The organism is Bradyrhizobium sp. NAS96.2, assembly GCF_001908235.1.
Classification (GTDB): Bacteria; Pseudomonadota; Alphaproteobacteria; order Rhizobiales; family Xanthobacteraceae; genus Bradyrhizobium.
Map to the genome: position 1 here is coordinate 54,787 of NZ_LGHK01000001.1, position 21,572 is coordinate 76,358.

Genomic DNA, 21,572 nt, shown 5'->3' on the forward strand with positions numbered 1-21,572 from the left:
ATCCCGCGTGAACGCGCTGTCCGAACAGATCCTTTCCGAATTGCGCCACCTGCTGCGCGAGATGAGCGATGGCGGCAGTGTCGGTCCGTCGGTCTACGACACGGCGCGAACTCTGCAGTTCCAGGGCAACATCACCGGTCGGCAGGATGCATACGCGTGGCTCATCGCGCAGCAACAGGCCGATGGCGGATGGGGAAGCGCGGACTTCCCGCTGTTCCGCCATACGCCCACATGGGCGGCGTTGCTGGCATTACAGCGTGCCGATCCTCTTTTCGGCGCTGCCAACGCAGTCCAAGCTGCAACCCAGTTCCTCTGGCGCCAGTCCGATCCCTACGCGCATGCGGTGCCGGAAGACGCGCCGATCGGCGTGGAGCTGATCCTGCCGCAGCTTTGCGGCGAGGCCGCATCCTTGCTAGGCGGCGTGGCGTTTCCGCGCCACCCGGCGCTGTTGCCGCTGCAGCAAGCGTGCCTGGTCAAGCTGGGGGGCGGTGGCGATGTTGCCGAGCGGCCATCCGTTGCTGCACTCCTGGGAAGCCTGGGGGACGTCGCCGACCTCCGCATGCCCGGATGACGACGGCAGCATCGGCATCAGTCCGGCGGCCACCGCCGCGTGGCGTGCGCACGCCGCGATACAAGGGAGCACGCCGCAGGTCGGGCGCGCCGACGCATATCTGCAGGCGGCTTCTCGGGCGACGCGCAGCGGCATCGAAGGTGTCGTTCCCAACGTCTGGCCGATCAATGTGTTCGAGCCAAGCTGGTCGCTATACACCCTGCATCTGGCCAGGCTGTTCGCGCATCCCGCGCTCGCCGATGCGGTGCGCGTGATCGTCGCGCAGCTCGACACCCGCCTGAGCGTGCGCGGTCTGGGCCCGGCCTTGCACTTCGCCGCCGATGCGGACGACACCGCCGTTGCGTTGTGCGTCCTGCGTCTTGCAGGCCGCGACCCGGCGATCAATGCGTTGCGCCATTTCGAAATCGGCGAGCTGTTCGTCACCTTCCCCGGCGAGCGCAATGCCTCGGTGTCGACCAACATCCATGCCCTGCACGCGTTGCGACTACTGGGAAAACCCGCCGCCGGCACCAGCGCCTACGTCGAGGCCAATCGCAACTCGCACGGTCTATGGGACAACGAAAAATGGCACGTCTCGTGGCTGTATCCCACCGCCCATGCGGTCGCTGCGCTGGCGCAAGGCAAGCCCCAGTGGCGCGACGAGTATGCGCTGGCGGCGCTACTTCAGGCGCAGCGCGACGACGGCAGCTGGGGCGCCGGTCGCGCGTCCACATTCGAGGAAACCGCATATGCGCTGTTCGCGTTGCACGTGATGGACGGGAGCGAAGAGCCGACAGCGCGCTGGCGTATCGCGCAGGCGGTGGCGCGTGCGCTGGAGTGGATGCTCGCCCGCCATGCGGCGCATGCATTGCCGCAGACGCCGTTGTGGATCGGCAAGGAACTGTATTGCCCCACCCGGGTCGTGCGTGTGGCCGAACTCGCCGGGTTGTGGCTGGCACTTCATTGGGGGCGGCGCGTCCACGCCGAGGGAGCGGCGCCATGAGCCAGACCGAAAGCGCGCTGCAGCAGGTGCTGGAGTGGGGGCGCTCCCTGACCGGGTTCGCCGATGAGCATGCCGTGGAAGCGGTTAGGGGCGGCCAGTACATCCTGCAGCGCATCCAGCCGAGCCTGCGCGACAACAGCGCCCGCACCGGCCGCGATCCGCAGGACGAAACGCTGATCGTGGCGTTCTATCGCGAGTTGGCGCTGCTGTTCTGGCTCGACGATTGCAACGACCTTGGCCTGATCGCGCCGGAGCAGCTCGCCGCGGCGGAGCAGGCGCTCGGGCAGGGCATGCCGTGCGCGCTCCCCGGATTCGAGGGCTGCGCCGTGCTGCGCGCTTCAATGGCCGCGCTCGCCTACGATCGTCGCGACTATGCTCAGCTTCTCGACGATACCAGGTGCTATTGCGCGGCGCTGCGCGCCGGACATGCGCAGGCGGCAGGGGCGGAACGCTGGTCCTACGCCGAGTACCTGCACAACGGCATCGATTCGATCGGCTACGCGAACGTGTTCTGTTGCCTGTCGTTGCTGTGGGGGCTAGACATGGCGATCTTGCGTGCGCGTCCGGCGTTTCGCCAGGTCATGCGGCTCATCTCCGCGATAGGGCGCCTGCAGAACGATCTTGTTGGACGCGACAAGGACAGGTTGGCCGGCGAGGTCGACAATGCTGCGATCCTGCTGCTGCAACGCTATCCGGATATGCCTGTGGTGGAGTTCCTCAACGACGAGCTGGCCGGCTATGCTCGCATGCTGCACCGCGTGATGGCGGAAGAACGCTTTCCCACGCCGTGGGGACCATTGATCGAGACCATGGCGGCCATCCGCACGCAGTACTACCAGACCTCGACCAGCCGCTACCGTAACGACGCTGCGAGGAGAGGCCAGCGTACGCCGGTCTGAACTCGCGGGAGACCGCGGCGTACGCGCGCTGCCGTCGGTTCGATCCGACGCAACGCCGTCGCCCGATGCGACCGATGGAGCCAGCAAGACCGACACCGACCCTTGAGAAACTCAAAGTAATTAGGACGACATCAGTACCGCTTCCTCCGTGATTTGAATATCCGACGTCTTCTCGGTCGGCTTCTTCGCTGCCGCCGTGTTCTAATCGATGTTTCCATCAGTCGGTTGCCCATCAGCTGCTTCTTTTGCTGCTGTTTTTTGACCACCGCTCTGCGACGGTCGTCTTTGCAACAACTGCGCTCTGCTCAATCATGGTAATACCCGTCAATCGTCTCAAAACGTGAGTACAACTGTTCTACACGCCAAGGAATAGCTGGTCGTGCTCGCCAGGCTGATCGCTACACGCGCGGGAGGGCGTGATTCAATTTGCGCCTAGCGGCGAACCGACCCTCGCTGCCTATCATTGCTTGCGGCCAGTCCACTGTCTGCGTCGGGCAACACTAGACGCGCTGCATTTTTTACTGCTTGTCGGCTCTAAGTTGAAGAATGGAAGCATGCGCCTCGCCCTTCCATTTTGCTTTGGCCAACCGGCAAGCATCATTGTGAATTCGGAGGGGTGCGCGTTGTCCACTTTTCGACAATAGTGGGCACTCTCGTCGTGCGCTTCATGCTCGTCGTCGGTCGCAACGCAAGGCCGACCGAGCGAAGTCAAAAATGAGCATCGAGCCTGGAAACAATATATGGAAGTCTCTACCAAATGCTTTGAGTGTATCGCGTTCGGCATGTCACGCTAACGCCTCGCCGCCAAAGCGGTCAATGCTAGGCTGTCCAAACGTATGCCTCGTGCGGCCCAACCAAGCGCGCGAGGCCAGCGGTGCATCAGCTTGCACCGAAACCAACACCAGGAGCGGCTCCTCTGCCCGCATTCTCGCCCGCCGCCACTCAACAGAATTTGAGGTCCGCCCCTGCTCGTCGGCTTCCGCTGACGGTGCATGAACTGCCCGGTCAATAGCCGAGCGGCATGAAGCAGATGCTGGCGAATACGCCGGGACGGCGATGCTCGAGTAACCAACCAACATACCAATGGCATCAGATGCCCCAATAGCAACCATCCCGCTTGCTGCTCGACCAACTCCATCGCGAGATCACGTGGCACACGCCTTGCTTTGCTTATAGCGGAAGCACGGGATCTTGGGAGGACGATATGCTTGGAATTGGAAGTAAGTTGCCGTCGTTCGAAATCACAGGCGTAAAGCCTGGCTTTCATGCGCCACAGGAAGACGGACAGAGCGCATTCGAAACTTTGACTGAAGACAGCTTTTCCGGGAAATGGAAGATTATCTTCTTCTACCCGAAGGATTTCACTTTCGTCTGCCCGACCGAGATCGCCGAGTTTGCCCGGCTATCCAAAGATTTTGCCGACCGCGATGCGGTCGTACTGGGTGGTTCGACCGACAACGAGTTCTGCAAGCTCGCTTGGCGACGCTCACACCACGACCTGCAAAATCTGCCGATCTGGCAATTTGCCGATACCACAGGGGCCCTGGTCGATGGCCTTGGTGTGCGTTCGCCAGAGGGCGTCGCTTACCGATATACCTTTATCGCTGATCCTGACAATACCATCCAGCACGTCTATGCGACCAATCTCAATGTCGGCCGCAGCCCCAAGGACACGCTTCGCGTTCTGGACGCACTGCAGACTGACGAACTCTGCCCGTGCAATCGCGAGATCGGAGGCGAAACGCTGAACGTTGCTTGAGGTAGCATGTCGTCAATCGAGCAGTTGAAGGAACAGATCCCCGACTTCGCAAAGGACATCAGGCTCAACCTGATGTCGATGGTCGCCGATGAGACGCTGACGCCGCAGCGCCAGTATGGGCTATTGTTGGCGAGCGCGATAGCCACCCGTAATCCGGCCGTGATCGCCGCGATGGAATCGGCTGCTGCCGCCGTGATGCCCCCAGTTGCGATCGCGGCTGCGAGATCTGCAGCTTCCGTGACGGCGATGAACAACGTCTATTACCGCTTCGTCCACCTCGCCGCCAATCCGGAGTACAAGATGATGCCAGCGCGGCTGCGCATGAACGTGATTAGTAATCCCGGCGTGGACAAGTCCGATTTCGAACTCTGGTCCTTGGCGGTCTCCGCCATAAACGGCTGCGGCGCCTGTATTGACGCTCATGAGAAGGCACTGCGTGCGGCAGGCGTCAGTACTGAGACGATCCAGACTGCGGCGCGTTTTGCCGCCATCGTACAGTCGGTTGCAGTTGCGATCGAAGCGGCGGGGCACCCCGCTGCCCCGACGACAGGGTGATCTAACCTCACTGCCCGCTCTCTTACCAGGTGGGGTGAGGGCCGCATTCGGAACTTGATGCTTGCCCAAAATCTACCCTCACGCCCTTCGTCAGCGACGCCCTGAATCGCTCGAGCGGAACTGACGATGAGCGGACACTGAAAATGGCGCGCCGCATCATCTGACAGTGTATCTCCACGCGAAGAGAATGGGACTGCTGTGGCCCTCAAGCAGTGTACTGGGAAATTGACCTCATTTTCTGTTTATTGTTAGTTCAATCTGCACCCGGCGGTGGCTAAGCAATCAAAGATTCGGCAGACCCAAGCCATCTCCGGGCTAGCGCTGCAAATATCTGAGTCATTCACGACCTGCTCATTGATGTCCGCCGGTCCGGCGGCCTCAGCGACGAAAGTCGGCACCGCCGCTGCGAGCACGACGGCAGTCACAAACACCAATTTTTTCATTCGATCATGATTCCCTTAGGTGGCCCCCAGACCTGTCCCACCTAACAGAACCAATGCGAAATGCAAATCTCACGCTACGTCAGGATTGCGGATCGATAACTCTCAGCGCGAGACGTCCGATCGCTCATTGGGCTCCGCCTCCGATCGCTTTACGGCCATGACGATTGGCCGAAACTCTAGCCGCTGCAGGGTAAGCCGCGCATCTCTCCGTTTGCCGGCGTGTAGCGTTTCTTTAGAATCGTTGTTGAGGAGGTGGACCATCGAAACCGCGCGATGACCACAGATGGATATGGCAGATCACGAGGTTGTCCGCCGCTCTGCGCACCCGACAACTTTTTATGTCTTGGGATATTGATCAAGAATGCCAGTTCGTTGGTAACCGCTAGGTTTAGGGGACTTTCGTACGGTCCCGCGCAAACATTGTTCTGTCCAGCTCGTCTGTGGCCATTGCAGGTCCGAACAGATGAGCGCGCAAGCTCGCGCCGAGAAAATGGCGCTGCCACGCTTCTGCCGTGCCTGATCTTGCAGATTTCGACCTGGAGAAACTATGCCCGGTACCGGCCTCAAGCCAGGGAGAACCGTGTCGGAACCGTGGCGGGATCGTCTCGCTCATTGGCGTCACCCGCGATCATTCAGCCTCACCCAAACTTGAACAACACGCCATATCCACCTCGCGGATAGCTCCACTCGATGTCGCCGGTTGGCCCGGAAATGATGCGGCATGTGCCACACTCTATGCAGCCGTCGACGGTGACCTCGACCTGCCCCTTCTCGTTCAACTCATAGCAGCGTGCGGGGCAGGCTTTCAAAAGTGCAAGGAGCTGCGGCGAAGGCGTCGCGTGCGCGCGAACCTTGACGTGGGGCCGGCCGACGTCGACAAGATAGCGATTGTAGTACAGTTTGTCCTCGACGCGCATTGAGGGCAGCTCGGCATTCATGTGTTAGCCTCCTTTGTTCTCATCGACTTTGTTTGTTCGACTGACTTTGTGTCAGCGCCATGCGCGAGCGAAGCGAAATGCATCACCGAACAGACCTGTCCACGACCGCGCTTTTACAAAGGATTTCAATGTCATCTTCTCCTTCTCAGCCTTCGGCATACCATCGACACGCACGAAGTTCTGCATCGCCCTTGAGAACAGTTGCGGATAGGTGAGGAAATAGTTTTGCGAATTGGTGTGCATTAGCGTCGGCAAATCCTTGTATTTCTTCAGATCCTTCATGACGAAAGAATCATCCAGCATCCTCTTGTAAAGCGACAGATTCTTTGCGGTCATGCGATCGCCGCGCGATTTTACCTCTAAGATTGCTTCGGCGGCGATGCGGCCTGAGGTCATCGCAAGATTAGAACCTTCGCGATGGACAGCGTTGTTGAGCTGCGCCGCGTCGCCTGCCACCACCCAGCCCTCGCCATAGAGCTGCGGGATCGCCTTGTAACCGCCCTCGGGAATGAGATGCGCGGAGTATTCCTTGACCTCGGAGCCTGCGATCAGGGGCGCCACGGATGGATGCCTCTTGAAGTGATCGAGCAACCCGTAAGGCGTCTCACCGGTGCGCTGGAAATCGGCGACAAGGCAACCAATACCGAGCGAAATGCACTCCTTGTTGGCATAGATGAAACCCATTCCCGTCATGCCGCGGGATATGGTACCTGCGGCTTCAATCACGAGACCCTCATCACCCTCGAGATTGAAGCGAGCCTCGATCGTCTCGCGCGGCAAGAAGTGCATTTCCTTCACCGCCAATGCCACCTTGTCGGGCTCGGGCCGCGGGCGGAGGCCCGCACGCGTCCCAAGCAGGCCAATAACCCCTTCGGCCAGCACCACGACGTCAGCGTGGATCTCGCCGTCGCGCCGATCTGTACGAACGCCAATCACTCTTCCATGGTCGTCTCGTGCCAGATCGGTGACTGTCGTCTCGCATAATACGGTCGCGCCAGCCTCCCGCACTTTTGACGAGAACCATTTATCGAACTGCGCGCGAATGATGGTATAGCGGTTCGGCCGCTCCTCGTTGAAGTCGTCGGAGCGATACTGCATGCCGAGGTGGGACCGATCGTCCATTATCCAGAACCGCTGCTCGACCAGATGACGTTCGAGCGGCGCCTCCTCGCGGAAGTCCGGTATCAGCTTTTCCATCATGTCGGCATAGAGAATCGCACCCTGCACATTCTTCGATCCCGCATATTCGCCGCGCTCGAGCTGCAGGACGTTCATGCCGCGCTTGGCCATGGTCAGTGCCGCCGCGTTGCCTGCCATCCCGGCGCCGACGACGATTGCGTCGAACCTCTCATCGATCATGACAATCTCCTAGCTCGCGATCTGGGCGCGCGAATGCGGCAAAAGCCGCGCTCGAAATGCGGCCGTCAACGCCGGCAACAAGTGCAGGGCGTCGTTGACAATGGCGATATGAGCGAAATCGAATATCGGCGCATTCTTGTCGGTATTGATTGCGACAATCAGATCGGCACCTTCCACGCCAACCCGGTGCTGGATCGCGCCGGATATGCCAGCTGCAATATAAAGCTTTGGCCGAATGGTCTTGCCGGTCTGGCCAATTTGCCGGTCAGTCGAGACCCAGCCCTTTTGCACCAGAGGACGCGAGCAACCATATTCGGCGCCGAGGGCCGTTGCGAGCTCGCGCACCAGGTGGAAGTTGTCCTGCGATCCGAGCCCCAAGCCGCCGGCGACCACGACATCGGCATAGGCAAGATTGGACGTTTCGGAATCGCGGTCCGGAATGAACGACAGCACCTTGGTGACGATATCGTCCTCAACAAGACCAAGCGGGTGGATAATGATCCGAGACGCATCGCGCTCGACACGCTCGGGCATCGGCATGACGCGCGGGCGGACGGTTGCCATCTGCGGCCGGTAATTCAAGGTGTAGATCGTGCAGAGCAGCGAACCGCCAAAGGTCGGACGTGTGGCCGCAAGCGAACCATCAGCGTCGACATCGAGCTCAGTGCAGTCGGCGGTCAGGCCTGTCAGAAGCGTCGTCGCGACGGATCCCGCCAGGTCGCGACCGAGCGTGGTGGCGCCGAGCAGCAGGATCTCTGGCTTGTAGGCGTTGACAAGCTCCGTCAGCGCCTTGGTATATGATTCATTGCGATACTCCGACAGAATGTTGTCGGGCACGAGATAGCTCAGATCGGCGCCATAGCAGAACGATTCAAGCGCGGCATTGCGCGTCGCCTCCCCCTCCGGACCGATTACAATTGCGGCGAGATCAACCTTCAGCTTGTCGGCAAGCCTGCGGCCCGCGCCCATGAGCTCCCAGGAAACGGGATGCACCTGCCCGCGCTCCTGCTCGACGAAGACCCAGACGTGCTTGTAGGCCTTAAAGTGCTCCGGCAATTCTCTTTTGGCTGCGGCACGGCCGCCCACGGCCGGCGTGGCAGCTTTGGTGACGTTGCTCATACCTATGAATCCCCTCAGAACCAGCGCGCCCGCGCCACAGGATCGCGCTCTAGCTTCGATTGCCCCTTGAAGATGGATTGATCAGTGCCGGACCGGCTTCGCGGCTGCCGCCGCCGGCTTCGCCTTCCCGGCGCGGCCCCAGCGCAATAATGAGTGCTCGGCGATGGCCGGTTGCCGCACAGGTCACGTTTCGACAGGCCTTGCTTGAAGATGTCCTTGGCTCCAGCATTCTCCGCGCCCCATATTGCGGCCGGCGCCCGAGCCAGCCTCACCGCGTCAGCCGTACCGGCGCGGCCAGTGCGGCTTATCGCTTCCAGCACCGTTGACCAGGCAGCTCCGATCTGTGCGCAACACTCGCGCGCGGCCTTCGACGTGGCGCTACGCGGTGATTGTGACGAGCGCGGTACTCTTGTCGCTGAACCCGTCATGTAGTTTGTACGTGTCTTCCAGCGCAACGAAATCCGACACCAACATGAAGATATGTCCTCCTGACACATGAGGCCGCCGGTCACGGGGTGTTGGAAGATCAGCGCGAACTCGTTGACCTGCTTGATGCAGACGTCAGTATGCATGCCTTCTCCCGACGCTCGCGTGAATGCTTGGGTTAGCTTCGGATCGCCATCTCCGGTCAATCCCCGACCTCAATTGCATCGAACGCGATTTCCGAACGGAGCTCGCGTGAGCATGAGCCATGAAATGATCGCGGCACTGGGAATGAGCAGCAAAAGCAACGTCATTGTTCTTCCTCCAAATCTCATCTGGAACAAAGGTCGGCAGGACGTCGTCAATGACAGACGTGGCAGCAGAACAGCAAGTGTCGTACCAGTCCCGGCGCCATCGAAAATCGGATGTCAAAGCAATGGCTTGGTGTGATCTGGTGGAGATCACTTTCAACACACGACACTCCGGACATGGTCGCGAATCCAACAATGCCGCCTTGCGCAATGAGCGCAGCGAGCTGAGCTTAATGAAGACGAAGATCGCGCCTGGCGCCGTGACAACAACGTGGCGCGGAACAACCCGCACCGAGGCGGCGACGCGGCTACTTCATCAGAACACTCAATGGCACGAAGGCGGCGGGCCTCTTGGGCTCTGCGTTCTTGGGCTCTGCGACCACATCCTTCAAAACCTTGAATACTCTCTGGTCGATTGGGGACGACACCACGAAATCGGCATAGGCCTGCTCCAGAATTGCCTTGCACCGTGCCTTGACCTCTGGTTCCGAAACGCCGACGAATTGTTCCTTGGCGAGATGTTGCCCCATGCGCCCCAAGATATGCAGGCGTGCGACGTGGAGAATCTTGGAGTCGTAGGCGACGCCAAGAAGCAAAAAAAAACTCCTCTGCTGAGGCGGCCGCGTTGAGCCGTTCCATGATGCCTGTCGCCGGTGTGTCGCTCATCGAAAACTCTCCCTTCGTTCGACCCCCGGCGTGCAGCCGGGAACTGGTACAGCCGCACAATCCCGCCCGCACCTTTGCCGCGCAGAGCCCAACTATCGCCCAACCAAGGCTTCAGAAAACGCGAAGCCGTCGAGCAGCACCGCATCGCCTCCTCGAGGCGCCGCGCGCGGTCGGCCACTTGGACGCCGGCAATGGCCGGCGGGGACAATACTGGACATGACTTCACGCGCGATGGCTCAATGTGCGTTCACAGATGTCGCGCCAAATCGCAACCAATGTCTCGCGCTCAACCGGCAGTTTATTCTCGACGGCATATTTCCGCACCCGCGACAGAATCTGTCTTGCCTCATCGGCGCTGGCGGCAAGCTGCAATTCGTCGAGCAGCGTTGTGATCGCCGAAAGTCCAGAATGTTTGCCGATCACAAAACGGTTGGAGCGACCTAGTAAATGCGGGTCAAGCCACTGATAGGTGCGTTGATCCTTCAACAGGCCGTCGACATGAATCCCGGATTCGTGGGTGAATACATGCTCACCGACGATCGCCTTGTTCAGAGGAATCGCACGAGCTGCCGCCGCCGCGACCACCGCAGCGACGTTCTCAAGCTCCGGCAGTATGATGCTGGTCTGCCGTCCGTAGAGCTGTTTTAGCGCGACTGCGACCTCCTCCAGCGGCGCGTTGCCCGCACGCTCGCCGAGCCCAATGACCGTCACCGAAGCATGGCTCGCACCGGCTTTGATGGCAGCGAGCGTGTTGGCGGTCGCGAGCCCGAGATCGTCGTGGCCGTGAAACTCGAGCTCAAGAACGGTGGACGCACGCAAATGTCCGACCAGCGCGCAAGTTGAATCTGGATCAAGCACGCTGAGCGTATCGGCAATGCGAAAGCGCCGCGCACCTGCCTCTTTTGCGGTTGCGACCAGCGTGATGAGAAACTCGATATCGGCACGGGAAGAGTCCTCGCCGCCGACAGCGACCTTGAGCCCTCGCTCACAGGCGTACCCCACCACTCGCTTCATTCGCTCCAGCGCCAATTCGCGGTTGCCGCCAATCTTGGCCGCGATTTGCACGTCGGAGGCGGGGATCGACATGTTGACCATGGATACCTTGGCCTCGATCGCCGCATCGACATCGGCCTCTCGCATCCGGCACCAGCCAATGGTGGTGAGCGGGAGACCCGCCTCGACGATGCCGCGGATGGCAGCGATCTCCTCACTGCCCATGGCCGGCGTCCCGGCCTCGACTTCGGTGACCCCCGCCCGCGCCAGCGCCCGTGCTATCGCCAGCTTTTCGTCGGCGGTGAACGCGACGCCAGGCGCCTGTTCGCCGTCGCGCAATGTCGTGTCGTTGAGCACGATCGGTTTGGCCGTTGCCAATTCGGACCACGACGGTTTGGCGACAGTTGCGGCGGCAGCGATCACGCGAATCTCCTTGCTGGGTTTGACCACGGAGTACTCCAGCAACCGGCATGCCACGCCGGCACCAGCCGATTGGCAGATATGTTTTTTGTCCCAATTGGTTTGTCGCAAAGGCGACAGGGTTGCAGAGCGCACGCGTCAACTTGACTTTCCGCCTCGCCGAGCTCTCGTTCATCTCGGCTTGCATTACAAATGGACAGCGAGATCCTGCGGAACACATGGTGGCTTGCCAGCCTGCGCTCGCGTAACAACCTTGCAGCCTATCTGCGACAAAGCCCGTCGGACAAAGCCCATGAGAATTAAGACGAATTCGGCCGGCTCGCCCGCTCATCGCGAAGCCTCTGGAAAGCCGGGCGACAGACGATCCGACCCCTGGCTCAGATGGGCCAGTCACCGGCGACGATCTGGCTCTCCGCCTGCAACAGAACGTCGCGCCGGCGCTCGGCCATCCGGCTCTCGCCGCTTTCATCGCCAAAGCAGACGTCGAAATCGTTACATTGGGTGCACACCGGCGTCGTACACATCACGAGGCCCTCGTCCTCGCATAGCGTGCGATAGAAGAACCGCTTCCATCGCATATTGTTGATATTGCACGCCGCGAGCGGCGCGAAATGGCGACTTAGAAGCCGTGAGAGTTCGCCTCGGTTGCGCAATCCGAGGTCTTCCCATAAGTGATCCGGCTCGATTGCGCGTCGCGCGATCATTGCGGCCAGCCAGCGGCCAATATCTCCTTCCGTCGACCGTCGCGAGAGCAGGAGATCACGCACCATTGCGACCTCGTCGGTCACATTGGCCTCAACACCCGCGGCCGACTGTTCGATTTTGATCTCAATCGACGGGAAGTACTGTTCCAACAGCGCCGCCAGTTCATGGGCTGCGAGGCCGGCTTTGTCGGGAAGTGGACCACCGTCCATCGAGGCCGCTGCCAGAATAGATGCCAGCACGTGGCGATCGAAGTCGCTGTCGGCAACTATCTCGGCGTCTGCGGGGGACACTCCAGTGAGCAGGTGGTAGGTTGCAATACCTTTGTGCACGCTCTCGCGCGCAGCGGTCGCACCACCAATTAATGGCGGAAGCAACTTCGCTTCAAACATGTGGTCCTTTCCACCGCGGGTCCAAATACGCTACGCCGCCTCACCATCCTGGTGAGGCGTCTTTCGTCGGAATGCCGGTCTCCCGGGATGGGGGGGAAATTGGGGAGACCGGCACCCGCTCGCGCGCCCTTACGAGGCCACGAGTCGCCACCTTTACGAGGCAGCGAGCTCGGCGGCGGTCTTGCCGACAATGGATTCGTCAACCGCCTTCATGATGCCGTGCTCCATCAGCATATCCTCGAGCTCGTCCATGGAGATCGGCGTCGGGATGACGCCTTTGCCGCCGTTATTGTGGACCTTGGTCGCGAGATTGCGATAGTGCTGGGCTTGCTGAGAGTCCGGCGCATACTCCAGCACCGTCATCCGACGCAATTCCGCATGCTGGACAACGTTGTCCCGCGGCACGAAATAGATCAGCGTGGTTCCGAGCTTCTTCGCCAGCGCCTCGGCCAGTTCCAGCTCCTTATCGGTCTGTCGCTCGTTGCAGACCAGGCCACCCAGCCGCACACCGCCAGAGTTGGCGTATTTCAGGATGCCCTTGGAGATGTTGTTGGCGGCGTACATCGCCATCATCTCGCCGGACATCACGATATAGATCTCCTGCGCCTTGTTCTCGCGGATTGGCATCGCAAAGCCACCACAGACAACGTCGCCGAGCACGTCATAAGAGACATAGTCAATGCCCTCATAAGCGCCGTTCTCCTCCAGGAAATTGATCGAGGTGATGACGCCGCGCCCTGCACAGCCGACACCCGGCTCGGGCCCGCCCGATTCCACGCAGCGGATGTCCTTGTAGCCGATCTTCATCACGTCCTCGAGTTCGAGGTCCTCGACACTGCCGGCGCTCGCCGCCAGACTTAGGATCGTGTCCTGCGCCTTCGCATGCAGGATCAGGCGGGTCGAGTCCGCCTTTGGATCACAGCCCACAATCAGGATCTTTTGGCCCATCTCTGCGAGCGCCGCCAGCGTGTTCTGCGAGGTGGTCGATTTGCCGATGCCACCCTTGCCGTAGAATGCGATTTGCCTCAGTGAAGACATGTTGCTCTCCATCAACCGATTTGCCAAACATTGCACGCTGCTCTGCGCGCGATTGTTTCTTCTCAGAAACGAGGTCCACGGGTTCAAGGGAAGGAGCGCATCGCTCGTCTTGTGCGTCTGCGTGCACTCAGCCCTCACTCAGTGTTGCATCACCCCTATAGCAACAGCCGTGCCAGCACTTGTCCGCGCTCGTTTAAGCGTCTGAATATGTTTTGCAAACTCACGCACCGACGGAGGTTGCTTATCCGGCGAGAGATCCATGCTGTTTTTTACCTGACAGGACCTAAGCCCGCCTGTCGGAAACCGAACAGGCCTAGTCAGATGGGTCAAGGCCGGCCTGCCGCGGGCTATTTCGATGCGTTCAAGCGTGGAACGGGAATTGCCAATCGACCTTTGCGGTGGACCGTTGGCGGAGGAACGCGACAATGCAGGTCGGGAGTGAAACGTCGAAGGGAATGGCCGGGCGGCCGATGTGCCTGATCGATGACAACATCGCCCACGCGGCCCTGCGGTGCATCTTCCATGGTCGGATCGAGACGCACCAGCTTGCAACGCGGGAAAAGGTTGTTGCCGGGAGTGTCGATTGGCCGGTAGGGGATGTGGTGCAGCTCGGCCGCTGCGAACAGCCGGCGCTGATCAGCGAAATGGCGGCCCAATGTCCTGGCGCTGGAAGCCCGATCGTCTGCGACGCATCAGACGGGGCCACGACGGGCGGCCGCATTACGGCTGGCGCCCCTGCCGCGCACGGCAGGCCACCCACCTTGGCAACAGTTCGCAAAAATGTCGATGCCGTTCTCGATTGCGGCGGCGTCGCATCGATCGTTCAGCCAGGCGCGCTCGAATAGGTGCACCATGGCAACAATCATCTTCTATCAAAAGCCAGGTTGCGCCACCAACGCTCGACAAATCAACGCACTGACGGCCGCGGGGCATCACGTGATTGCCAAGGACATCTTGAAAGAGCCGTGGCGCACGGAGGAACTGCGCTCGTTCTTCGGACTTACACCGATCGTGTCCTGGTTCAACCCCTCCGCGCCACGCGTCAAGTCGGGCGAAGTCAATCCCGGCGCGATCGATGCGGCGGGCGCACTTGCGCTGATGCTCGGCGATCCACTTTTGATCCGACGCCCCCTGATCGACGCCGATGGCGCAAGATGCGCGGGATTTGATCGTGAGCCCGTGCCGTCGCTGCTTGGTCGGATCGCACAAGATGATCTCATCGGATGCTCGCGCGAGGGAAGGCTCATGGACTGTCCGTCCGAGTGAGAAGTTGCACAAGCTAAGGCCATGCCGGCAGACAAGACGACGCTCCCTGTCTTCGTTCTTTTCGGGCGCGCGCGACGAGCAACACCCGCGCTGCGAATAAGATGAGAGGTCTATCAACCGCTGCAGGTCGGTAGAGACCCCTCGGGGCAGCTCTTTCCGTCGCGCAAAAGCGCACTTTCCGCGCATGCGGCAGGACATGGCAGGAGCGATGCAATCTTGAGACACCTCAACCGCGCATTACCGATGTGACTTAGCGACTTAATTACGTCGATGACCAACCCGATTTGATCCGCATCAAATCCATCGCCATCCCAATCATGTGACAGAGGGCTCGCGTGACTATCCACGCGAACTTTGGAATGGAGACTTTGATGAGAGCAAGAACAATTCTGATGAACGCATCCCTGCTCGTGCTTGCGGCAATGTTCGACGGAGCTGCCATGACGTCGGTACAGGCTGCGGACCTCGCACCGGCGCGGGTCTACGCTAGACCTCCCCTGGTCGAACCCTTCAATCCCTGGCTGATCCGCCTGCGCGTGCTCGGCGTATTGCCGGATTCCGAAGGCAGCTCGGTCAATGTCGGCGCCGTACCGCCTCTGTCATCACCGAATTCCGGCCTCTCGATCAGCGATCGGGTCGTACCGGAGCTCGACATCACCTATTTTTTCACTCCCAATATCTCCGCTGAACTCATTCTCGCCGTGACCAGACATCAGATCGGCGGCACTGGGACGCTGAGTGGGCTTGATATCGGAAAAACCTCGCTGTTGCCGCCGACGCTGACCCTTCAATACCACTTCACCGACTTCGGCCCGTTCAAGCCATATATCGGCGCCGGCATCAACTACACCGCGTTCTTCCACCAATCCGCAGCCAAGACGCCGTTTGCCGGCCTGGTGGTGACGGATTTGCATGTCAACAACACAGTTAGTCCCGCGGTTCAATTCGGCTTCGACTACATGCTCGATCGTCATTGGGGCCTGAACTTTGACGTGAAGAAGCTGTGGCTGCGGCCGGATTATTCGGCGACCGTAAACGGCGCGATCCCCGTCACGGGCCGCGCTAATATCGACCCATGGCTGGTCAGCGGCGGCGTCACGTATAAGTTCTGACGAACGAGCACGCCCCGAAAATGTAAAGGCCGGCTTGCCAAGGCGAGGGGTCGCGCGAGGTGACACCTCGGGTAATGGTCATCACACCCAGTGCCGGGAGCCGGGCCCGGCGCCGCATCCCTTGACTATCGTGCCGTCACCGCTTCCTGCCTGAAGGCATTAACCGCTGCCCGGGTCAGCCGAAATACGCCACGGCCACCGGCCAGCGGACGATAGGCATGGCCGGCACGCGCATTGAGGACATCAAACCACTGGTGCGGCGTGAGCTTCGCCGGCCGCGCGCTGATCTGGACCACGGTCCCGTTCGGAGCGAAGCGGACGTGGATGATGACCTGCTGCGAGTCCATTCAGTTTCCCTTTTTTTGTTCCAGAATCCGCGCCGAGGCCGAGGAGCTTTTGGCGTCAAGCCGCGACCAGGCGCGCTCGTCTACCCTGGTCGCGCGTTTGATTTTCTCCGCTGGCGACTTACGATAGTCGTTTGCGGCTTCCCAAGACGAATAGCTGGCAGACGCTTTTTAGGGTCTGTCCCCGCGTTCAAAACAGCGCTTTTCTCGCCACAGCACCGCCGCAAGCGATGTGCCACCCGGTGACCGCAATCGTCTTGCGCAACAGCAGGCAGTCACTATGGCCATTCAATCTTCCCTTTGGGTGCATGGGACGCTGAATGTTCAATAGATCGCGGCGCCCGCGCCGACGTTGATCGACGCATCCTTTATCGTCTCCACGATGAACTCGATCTGGTTGCTCGTGAGATGGGCGTGAAACGGCAGCGCCACGGCGCGATCGGCGATCTTCTCCGTGACCAAGAACTCGCCACGCCGATAGCCGAGATCAAAATACTGGCGCTGCAAATGCAATGGATGGCAATAAGCGGCGGCTTCGATCTGCTCGACGCGCAGATCATCGACAATGGCGTCACGGCTGGATCGCGTGAAGCGGGTCCCGAGATGGACGAGATAGAGGAACCAGTTCACCTCGGTCACATCGGGGCCGATATAGGGCGGCTTGATGCCCTCAAATGATTGCATATGCGCATTGTACAGCTGCTCGATCAGCCGCCGCCGCTCCAGGATGTCATCGAGGCGCTTTAGCTGCGCAAGTCCCAACGCTGCTGTGAGATCGCTCATGCCGGCTTGGTAAGGTGCTGCGCTGCCGACGACAACGGACGAGCGCTCATCCAGCCGGTGCGCGCGATGCCGACGCAAGCCAACGACCACCTCGATATCGTCGCTCACGACCATGCCGCCTTCGCCACAGCTTAAGGCCAGCGGCTGGGCAAAGTCGAACACCGCGATATCGCCAAAGCGGCCGACGAGTTCGCCCTTGTATCTCGATCCGATCGCCTCGGTGGAATCCTCCAAGAGCGGCAACTGATGTCGCTGTGCGATCGCGCGCAGTTCCGACCATGGCGCCGGGTGGCCGTTGGGATTTCCGGCGATAATCGCTCCTGTGCTGGAGGTGATACGCTCTTCCACCTTCGCCGGAGCCAAGGCGCCGGACCAATAGTCGACGTCGGCAAATACCGCCCGTGCACCCGCAAGACGGATGGCATGGACTGTTTCACGCATCGAATAGGACGATGCGATCACCTCCTGTCCGGGCCCGATGCCCAGTACCTTCAAGGCAAGCAGAAGCCCCAGCGTGCCGCTCGGGACGGCAACGGCATATTTGCGGCCAAGATAGCTGGCGAAAGCCCGCTCGAACGCCTCGGTGACCGGCCCATTGGAAATTCGCGGCGAACACAGCAGCGTTTCCACTGCAGAGAGTTCCGCGAAGGTGATATCGGGGTCGGAGAGCGAGATGAAGGATTGATCCGCCCCCTCCAGGCTCGTGGCGGCGTCGTGATCCCTTGCTAGTCCAACGCCCGTCACCGCCCAGCATTCCTTTTAGCCAGCACTATGCCGATTGCCCGCGCCGGGTCGGCCGTAATCTGCATGCAGTGGTCGGATCCATCGACCAGATGCAGGTCAAAACTCGGAAAACGGCGGAACGGCTGCTCCGTCACGTCGGACGCGTCACAGCGTACGCAGGCGAGCTGCGGAAAGCGGCGCCGCAGTTCAACGACCGGGCCTGTATCGGCCTCAGCCGCCGCAATTAGCCGTTCGATTTCGATCAGTTCGTCGGGGCCGAGCGCCATTATGGCTCCTATAACAGGTCCGAAACGGGCATCATTGCCAGAACAGCCGCTCAGGATCTGCGTTCAATTCGTCGAGTGCTGAGGACAGCCGGTGGTAAATGCTGTAAAATTCCCAGATTCCCTGCGCATGATTTTTGAAGAAAGTCTTCCAGGCCCCGCTCGCGACATCGTAAAGGATCAGCGCGACATCGATCAGGCCGCCGTCCCTATCGATATTGCCCGAGCAGCAGGGACTCTCGATGAGATAGCCCCCTCTTACCGGCGTCACATTCGGCGAGACAAAGCGATAGCGCGTGCGCGAGCTCAGCGCGCGCTCGATCCGCTTGCGATCGAGCTCGTTCGGGTGTGGAATCGGCCCGGTCACTACCTTTCTCATTACCGCGGCATTCATGGCCAACGCCTCCCTTCAAAGCGCTTCGATTTCGTTCTCATAACAGCCGATAACCCGCCGCTCGCCAAAATCGACGAAATAGATTGGCACGTTCGCTTCCGTGTGCATGGCGACCCGAATGATCTCGCCGATCTGTCCGGCACCGATCAAGACCCCGTCGGGGGCCGCTTTTGGAAACGATTCATCATTGATGAGGTCGATCGCGCTTTTGACGCGCTGGCCCGATCGATATTTCGGAAGATCCGGCCCGATCATGATACGCTCTCTTCCTCCGGCAACGGCGGATCATCGACCTCTTGGCCTAAGTCAACGGCATCGAGTTCCTTGCGCTTCATGCCGACGCGGTAGCCGCTTTCAAGAAATACGACGCCGTAGATATAGAATTGCTGCAGGAACGTGCCGATGGAGACGACGTGACCAACCTCTCCTTTCTTGACCAGAACCTCGCCAATCTCTTTGCCCGGATAGGTACCGTCGTTGCGGATCGAGCGGTTCGCCTGCACCTTTTCACCAAAGCTGAAGCAAGGAGGCCCGCTTAGCTCGACCACGTCATTGTCACGAACGATGTTGCTCATGCACCGACCCCTTGCGGACGTTTAAGGACGAGCTGCCACGCGAGCGCAAGCTAAGCGAATTGCCCGGTGCGTCAGCTTCATCGGCAGCTTTCCTGTTCTAATCGGCGACCTGTGCGATTGCCGGGCGGAACGCTTGGCTCGGCGAGAGATAGGTCAATTACGGGGACCAGCGTCGGCCAAATCCATGGGGACACCGCCGCGCAGTAAGCGGCGTTCGGCATTGAGAAGTAATGTTCGGCCATTGTGCTCGGCGACTTGCTCGCTGGGGAGCTTGTGCCGGCGCCACGCCGATATCGGCGAACAATCCGGAGCGAGCGCCTTCTATGACGGCGAACGAAATTTGGTATTTGGCTGCCAGCAAGGCGCAGCAGCCAACTCGTAAGCTTTTCGGCGCCAGATCCAACCGTGACGTTCATGGGGCTCTCCGATTTAGGCCGACGCCTGGCGGCGCGGCCAAGAGGTGTCGACGACGCAGGTGTCGTCGACCGGACAAACCGCAACACATTGCGGCTCGTCGAAATAGCCGACGCATTCGGTACATTTTTTCGGATCGATCGAAAACGTCCCGCCCTTCTCGGAGATCGCAACATTCGGACATAAGGGCTCGCAGGCTGAGCAGCCGGTACATTGCGAAGCGATGATCTTGAACGGCATTCGCTATCTCCTCACGCCGCCGAGGTCAGTGCTTTCCGGCGGATTGCCGCATCATCGCGCTTGACGTGCAAGATCTCACCGCTTTGCAGCTTGTCGAGATAGCAGCGAAACCAAGCAATCGCCGACTTCTCGATGAACTCATGCGCGTATTGGTCGACCGGCTCGATGCCGGCCTTAAGCAGATTTCTCTTCGGGCAGTCGCCGATCTTGGCTACGAACACAGCTTGGCAATCCTTGATGGCGCCGATGATGTTTGAAAGCCTGTCCTCCTCGCCGTGCCCGCCCTGGCAGTAGACCTCGGCTCTGCGGTGGCCGACGAATTTTGCGCCGGAGGTCGAGAGTTCGTAGACTTGGAACTCCTTGGCATGGCCAAAGTGCTCATTGATCAGGCCCGAGCCCTTGGTCGCGACCGCAACCAGAAGCGTGATCTCGCTCTTCTGGCCAGCGAGTTCCGCAAGCTCCTCCCGCCCGGCCGCGATCTTGGCCGCGCGCTCATCCTCGACCTTGGCCTGATAGGCCCGGCGCATTTCAGCGTCATAATTGATGTCCATGACCATGATCCTCTCGGTGGTGAAGTCCGCGCGGCGATCCTCTCCAAGCAGGCCGACCGCGTCGGCGCGACACTGGCGGCAATGCCGCATCACCTTCGTCTCGCCTTCACAAGCATCTTGCAGCGCTTTCAATTCTTGCGCCGTCGGACCCCGCTGACCGCTCAGGCCGAATACCGTGCCATGCTCGGATGCGGAGATTAGCGGCATGATGTTGTGCAGGAAGGCACCCCGTGACTTCACCGTTTTGTTGACCTCGACCAGGTGCTGGTCGTTGATTTCAGGAATCATCACCGAATTGACCTTGCACAGGATGCCCCGTTCTGTGAGCATCTGAAGGCCTTGCAACTGGCGATCAATGAGTATCCTGGCGGCTTCGATTCCGGTGTGCCGTTTGTGGTTGAAGAATATCCACGGATAGATCTTGGCGCCGATTTCGGGATCGATCGTGTTGATGGTGATGGTGACATGATCGACATTGGCGCGAACGATGCTATCGACGTAGTCGGGAAGTGCCAGTCCGTTGGTCGATAGACAGAGCTTGAGGTCCGGCGCCGCCTTGGCGACCAGCTCGAACGTCTTGAAGGTCTTTTCCGGATTGGCCAGGGGATCGCCTGGTCCGGCGATTCCGAGCACGGTCAGCTGCGGAATGCTGGTGGCGACCGCAAGCACTTTCCTCACGGCCTGTTCGGGAGTGAGCTTCTCGCTCACCACGCCCGGACGCGATTCATTGGCACAGTCGAATTTGCGATTGCAGTAATTGCACTGGACGTTGCAGGCCGGCGCCACGGCGACATGCATGCGCGCGTAGTGATGATGCGCCTCCTCGCTGTAGCAGGGATGGTTCTTCACCTTTTCCCAGATTGTCTGCGGTAGATCGCCTTGGCCAGCCTGCGATCCGCAGTTCGTGCTGGGGCCGCCATGCGAAGTGCGGCAGCCCTTATGCTCGGCGATCTCACCGATATATTCCGCAATTCCGGTACGTCTGCCGCGCCCCGCGACCGCGTCCATAATCAGTTCTCCCTGTACGACAAATAGGCTCTCAGGACGAGCCCTGAGCGAACCACAAGGAAAGGAGTTAGCAACCTCCGTGCCATCGCGGCGGACGATGCCGTTTCTGAACCGTGTCAATGGCTTGGCGCACCGATCCGCATTGTTGCGGTTACCGCAGTGATAGTGCCGCATGTAGGAAACCCGACAAATATCACTGGCAGTGAGAGATGCCATTGACCGCGCACCTATTCATTCACGGCCTGAGGGCGCGCAGAGACCACTCTCACCCGCGGCCGCATTTGCTGACCATCTTTGCTCACTAACCA

The 21,572-nt window shown here is 60.2% G+C and carries 20 protein-coding genes and 2 pseudogenes; 7 read left to right on the forward strand and 15 right to left on the reverse strand.

Features of this window, described 5'->3' with window-relative positions:
• The first annotated feature begins 7 nt into the window (after positions 1-7).
• The 4 genes and pseudogenes from AC628_RS00200 (at position 8) to ahpD (ending at position 4,766) form a co-directional block, all read left to right on the forward strand.
• Positions 8-1,553 (forward strand): annotated as a pseudogene (locus AC628_RS00200) (hypothetical protein).
• Positions 1,550-2,452, forward strand: coding sequence for a terpene synthase family protein (locus AC628_RS00205; protein WP_074124708.1), 903 nt, complete (start codon positions 1,550-1,552; stop codon positions 2,450-2,452). The pseudogene AC628_RS00200 and the gene AC628_RS00205 overlap by 4 nt, the downstream one beginning before the upstream one ends.
• A gap of 1,204 nt (positions 2,453-3,656) precedes the next feature.
• Entirely contained in the window at positions 3,657-4,211 is a 555-nt protein-coding gene (locus AC628_RS00210; RefSeq protein WP_074124709.1) for a peroxiredoxin, read from the forward strand.
• A gap of 6 nt (positions 4,212-4,217) precedes the next feature.
• Positions 4,218-4,766: an alkylhydroperoxidase, AhpD family gene (gene ahpD, locus AC628_RS00215; protein ID WP_074124710.1), complete on the forward strand. Its 549-nt coding sequence runs from the start codon at positions 4,218-4,220 to the stop codon at positions 4,764-4,766.
• 1,081 nt (positions 4,767-5,847) lie between these two features.
• Here the strand turns inward: ahpD and AC628_RS00225 are convergent.
• From AC628_RS00225 to nifH, 7 genes and pseudogenes are all read right to left on the reverse strand, one after another.
• Positions 5,848-6,147: a ferredoxin family protein gene (locus AC628_RS00225; RefSeq protein ID WP_074124712.1), complete on the reverse strand. Its 300-nt coding sequence runs from the start codon at positions 6,145-6,147 to the stop codon at positions 5,848-5,850.
• A gap of 51 nt (positions 6,148-6,198) precedes the next feature.
• Complete coding sequence (locus AC628_RS00230) at positions 6,199-7,506, reverse strand: FAD-dependent oxidoreductase (protein WP_074124713.1); 1,308 nt, start codon at positions 7,504-7,506, stop codon at positions 6,199-6,201.
• A gap of 9 nt (positions 7,507-7,515) precedes the next feature.
• Positions 7,516-8,625, reverse strand: a complete 1,110-nt coding sequence (locus AC628_RS00235; RefSeq protein WP_074124714.1) for an electron transfer flavoprotein subunit alpha/FixB family protein — start codon at positions 8,623-8,625, stop codon at positions 7,516-7,518.
• Positions 8,626-9,667: 1,042 nt separating this feature from the next.
• Positions 9,668-10,025 (reverse strand): annotated as a pseudogene (gene nifW / locus AC628_RS00240) (nitrogenase stabilizing/protective protein NifW).
• 222 nt (positions 10,026-10,247) lie between these two features.
• Positions 10,248-11,438 (reverse strand): homocitrate synthase, encoded by a 1,191-nt coding sequence (gene nifV, locus AC628_RS00245; protein ID WP_074124749.1) that lies wholly within the window; start codon positions 11,436-11,438, stop codon positions 10,248-10,250.
• A gap of 377 nt (positions 11,439-11,815) precedes the next feature.
• On the reverse strand, positions 11,816-12,532 hold the full coding sequence (locus AC628_RS00250; protein ID WP_210190137.1) for a nitrogen fixation protein NifQ: 717 nt from the start codon (positions 12,530-12,532) through the stop codon (positions 11,816-11,818).
• A 153-nt stretch (positions 12,533-12,685) separates the two neighbouring features.
• Positions 12,686-13,570 (reverse strand): nitrogenase iron protein, encoded by an 885-nt coding sequence (gene nifH, locus AC628_RS00255; protein ID WP_074124751.1) that lies wholly within the window; start codon positions 13,568-13,570, stop codon positions 12,686-12,688.
• A gap of 425 nt (positions 13,571-13,995) precedes the next feature.
• On the opposite strand from nifH, the gene AC628_RS00260 reads away from it, so the two are divergent.
• The 3 genes from AC628_RS00260 (at position 13,996) to AC628_RS00270 (ending at position 15,948) form a co-directional block, all read left to right on the forward strand.
• Positions 13,996-14,415 carry a hypothetical protein gene (locus AC628_RS00260; protein WP_074124715.1) on the forward strand — a complete coding sequence of 140 codons (420 nt, stop codon included), beginning with the start codon at positions 13,996-13,998 and terminating at the stop codon, positions 14,413-14,415.
• A 7-nt stretch (positions 14,416-14,422) separates the two neighbouring features.
• The gene (locus AC628_RS00265; protein WP_074124716.1) at positions 14,423-14,836 is read left to right on the forward strand and encodes a thioredoxin domain-containing protein; all 414 of its coding nucleotides are present in this window, start codon (positions 14,423-14,425) and stop codon (positions 14,834-14,836) included.
• A gap of 359 nt (positions 14,837-15,195) precedes the next feature.
• Positions 15,196-15,948 (forward strand): OmpW family outer membrane protein, encoded by a 753-nt coding sequence (locus tag AC628_RS00270; RefSeq protein WP_083632497.1) that lies wholly within the window; start codon positions 15,196-15,198, stop codon positions 15,946-15,948.
• A 125-nt stretch (positions 15,949-16,073) separates the two neighbouring features.
• Here the strand turns inward: AC628_RS00270 and AC628_RS00275 are convergent, their stop codons facing one another.
• The 8 genes from AC628_RS00275 to nifB form a co-directional block, all read right to left on the reverse strand.
• The gene (locus tag AC628_RS00275) at positions 16,074-16,295 is read right to left on the reverse strand and encodes a hypothetical protein (RefSeq protein ID WP_074124718.1); all 222 of its coding nucleotides are present in this window, start codon (positions 16,293-16,295) and stop codon (positions 16,074-16,076) included.
• Between the two features lie 321 nt (positions 16,296-16,616).
• Entirely contained in the window at positions 16,617-17,774 is a 1,158-nt protein-coding gene (locus AC628_RS00280) for a DegT/DnrJ/EryC1/StrS family aminotransferase (protein ID WP_074124752.1), read from the reverse strand.
• A gap of 41 nt (positions 17,775-17,815) precedes the next feature.
• Entirely contained in the window at positions 17,816-18,085 is a 270-nt protein-coding gene (locus tag AC628_RS00285) for a DUF6129 family protein (protein ID WP_074124719.1), read from the reverse strand.
• Between the two features lie 31 nt (positions 18,086-18,116).
• Entirely contained in the window at positions 18,117-18,476 is a 360-nt protein-coding gene (locus AC628_RS00290) for a DUF3024 domain-containing protein (protein ID WP_074124720.1), read from the reverse strand.
• Positions 18,477-18,491: 15 nt separating this feature from the next.
• Positions 18,492-18,731, reverse strand: a complete 240-nt coding sequence (locus AC628_RS00295; RefSeq protein WP_074124721.1) for a nitrogen fixation protein NifZ — start codon at positions 18,729-18,731, stop codon at positions 18,492-18,494.
• Complete coding sequence (locus AC628_RS00300) at positions 18,728-19,051, reverse strand: nitrogen fixation protein NifZ (protein ID WP_074124722.1); 324 nt, start codon at positions 19,049-19,051, stop codon at positions 18,728-18,730. The genes AC628_RS00295 and AC628_RS00300 overlap by 4 nt, the downstream gene beginning before the upstream one ends.
• 429 nt (positions 19,052-19,480) lie before the next feature.
• Positions 19,481-19,705: a 4Fe-4S binding protein gene (locus AC628_RS00305; RefSeq protein WP_074124723.1), complete on the reverse strand. Its 225-nt coding sequence runs from the start codon at positions 19,703-19,705 to the stop codon at positions 19,481-19,483.
• A gap of 11 nt (positions 19,706-19,716) precedes the next feature.
• A complete protein-coding gene (nifB, locus tag AC628_RS00310; RefSeq protein WP_074124724.1) occupies positions 19,717-21,264 on the reverse strand; it encodes a nitrogenase cofactor biosynthesis protein NifB in 1,548 nt (515 codons plus the stop codon).
• Positions 21,265-21,572: the final 308 nt, after the last annotated feature.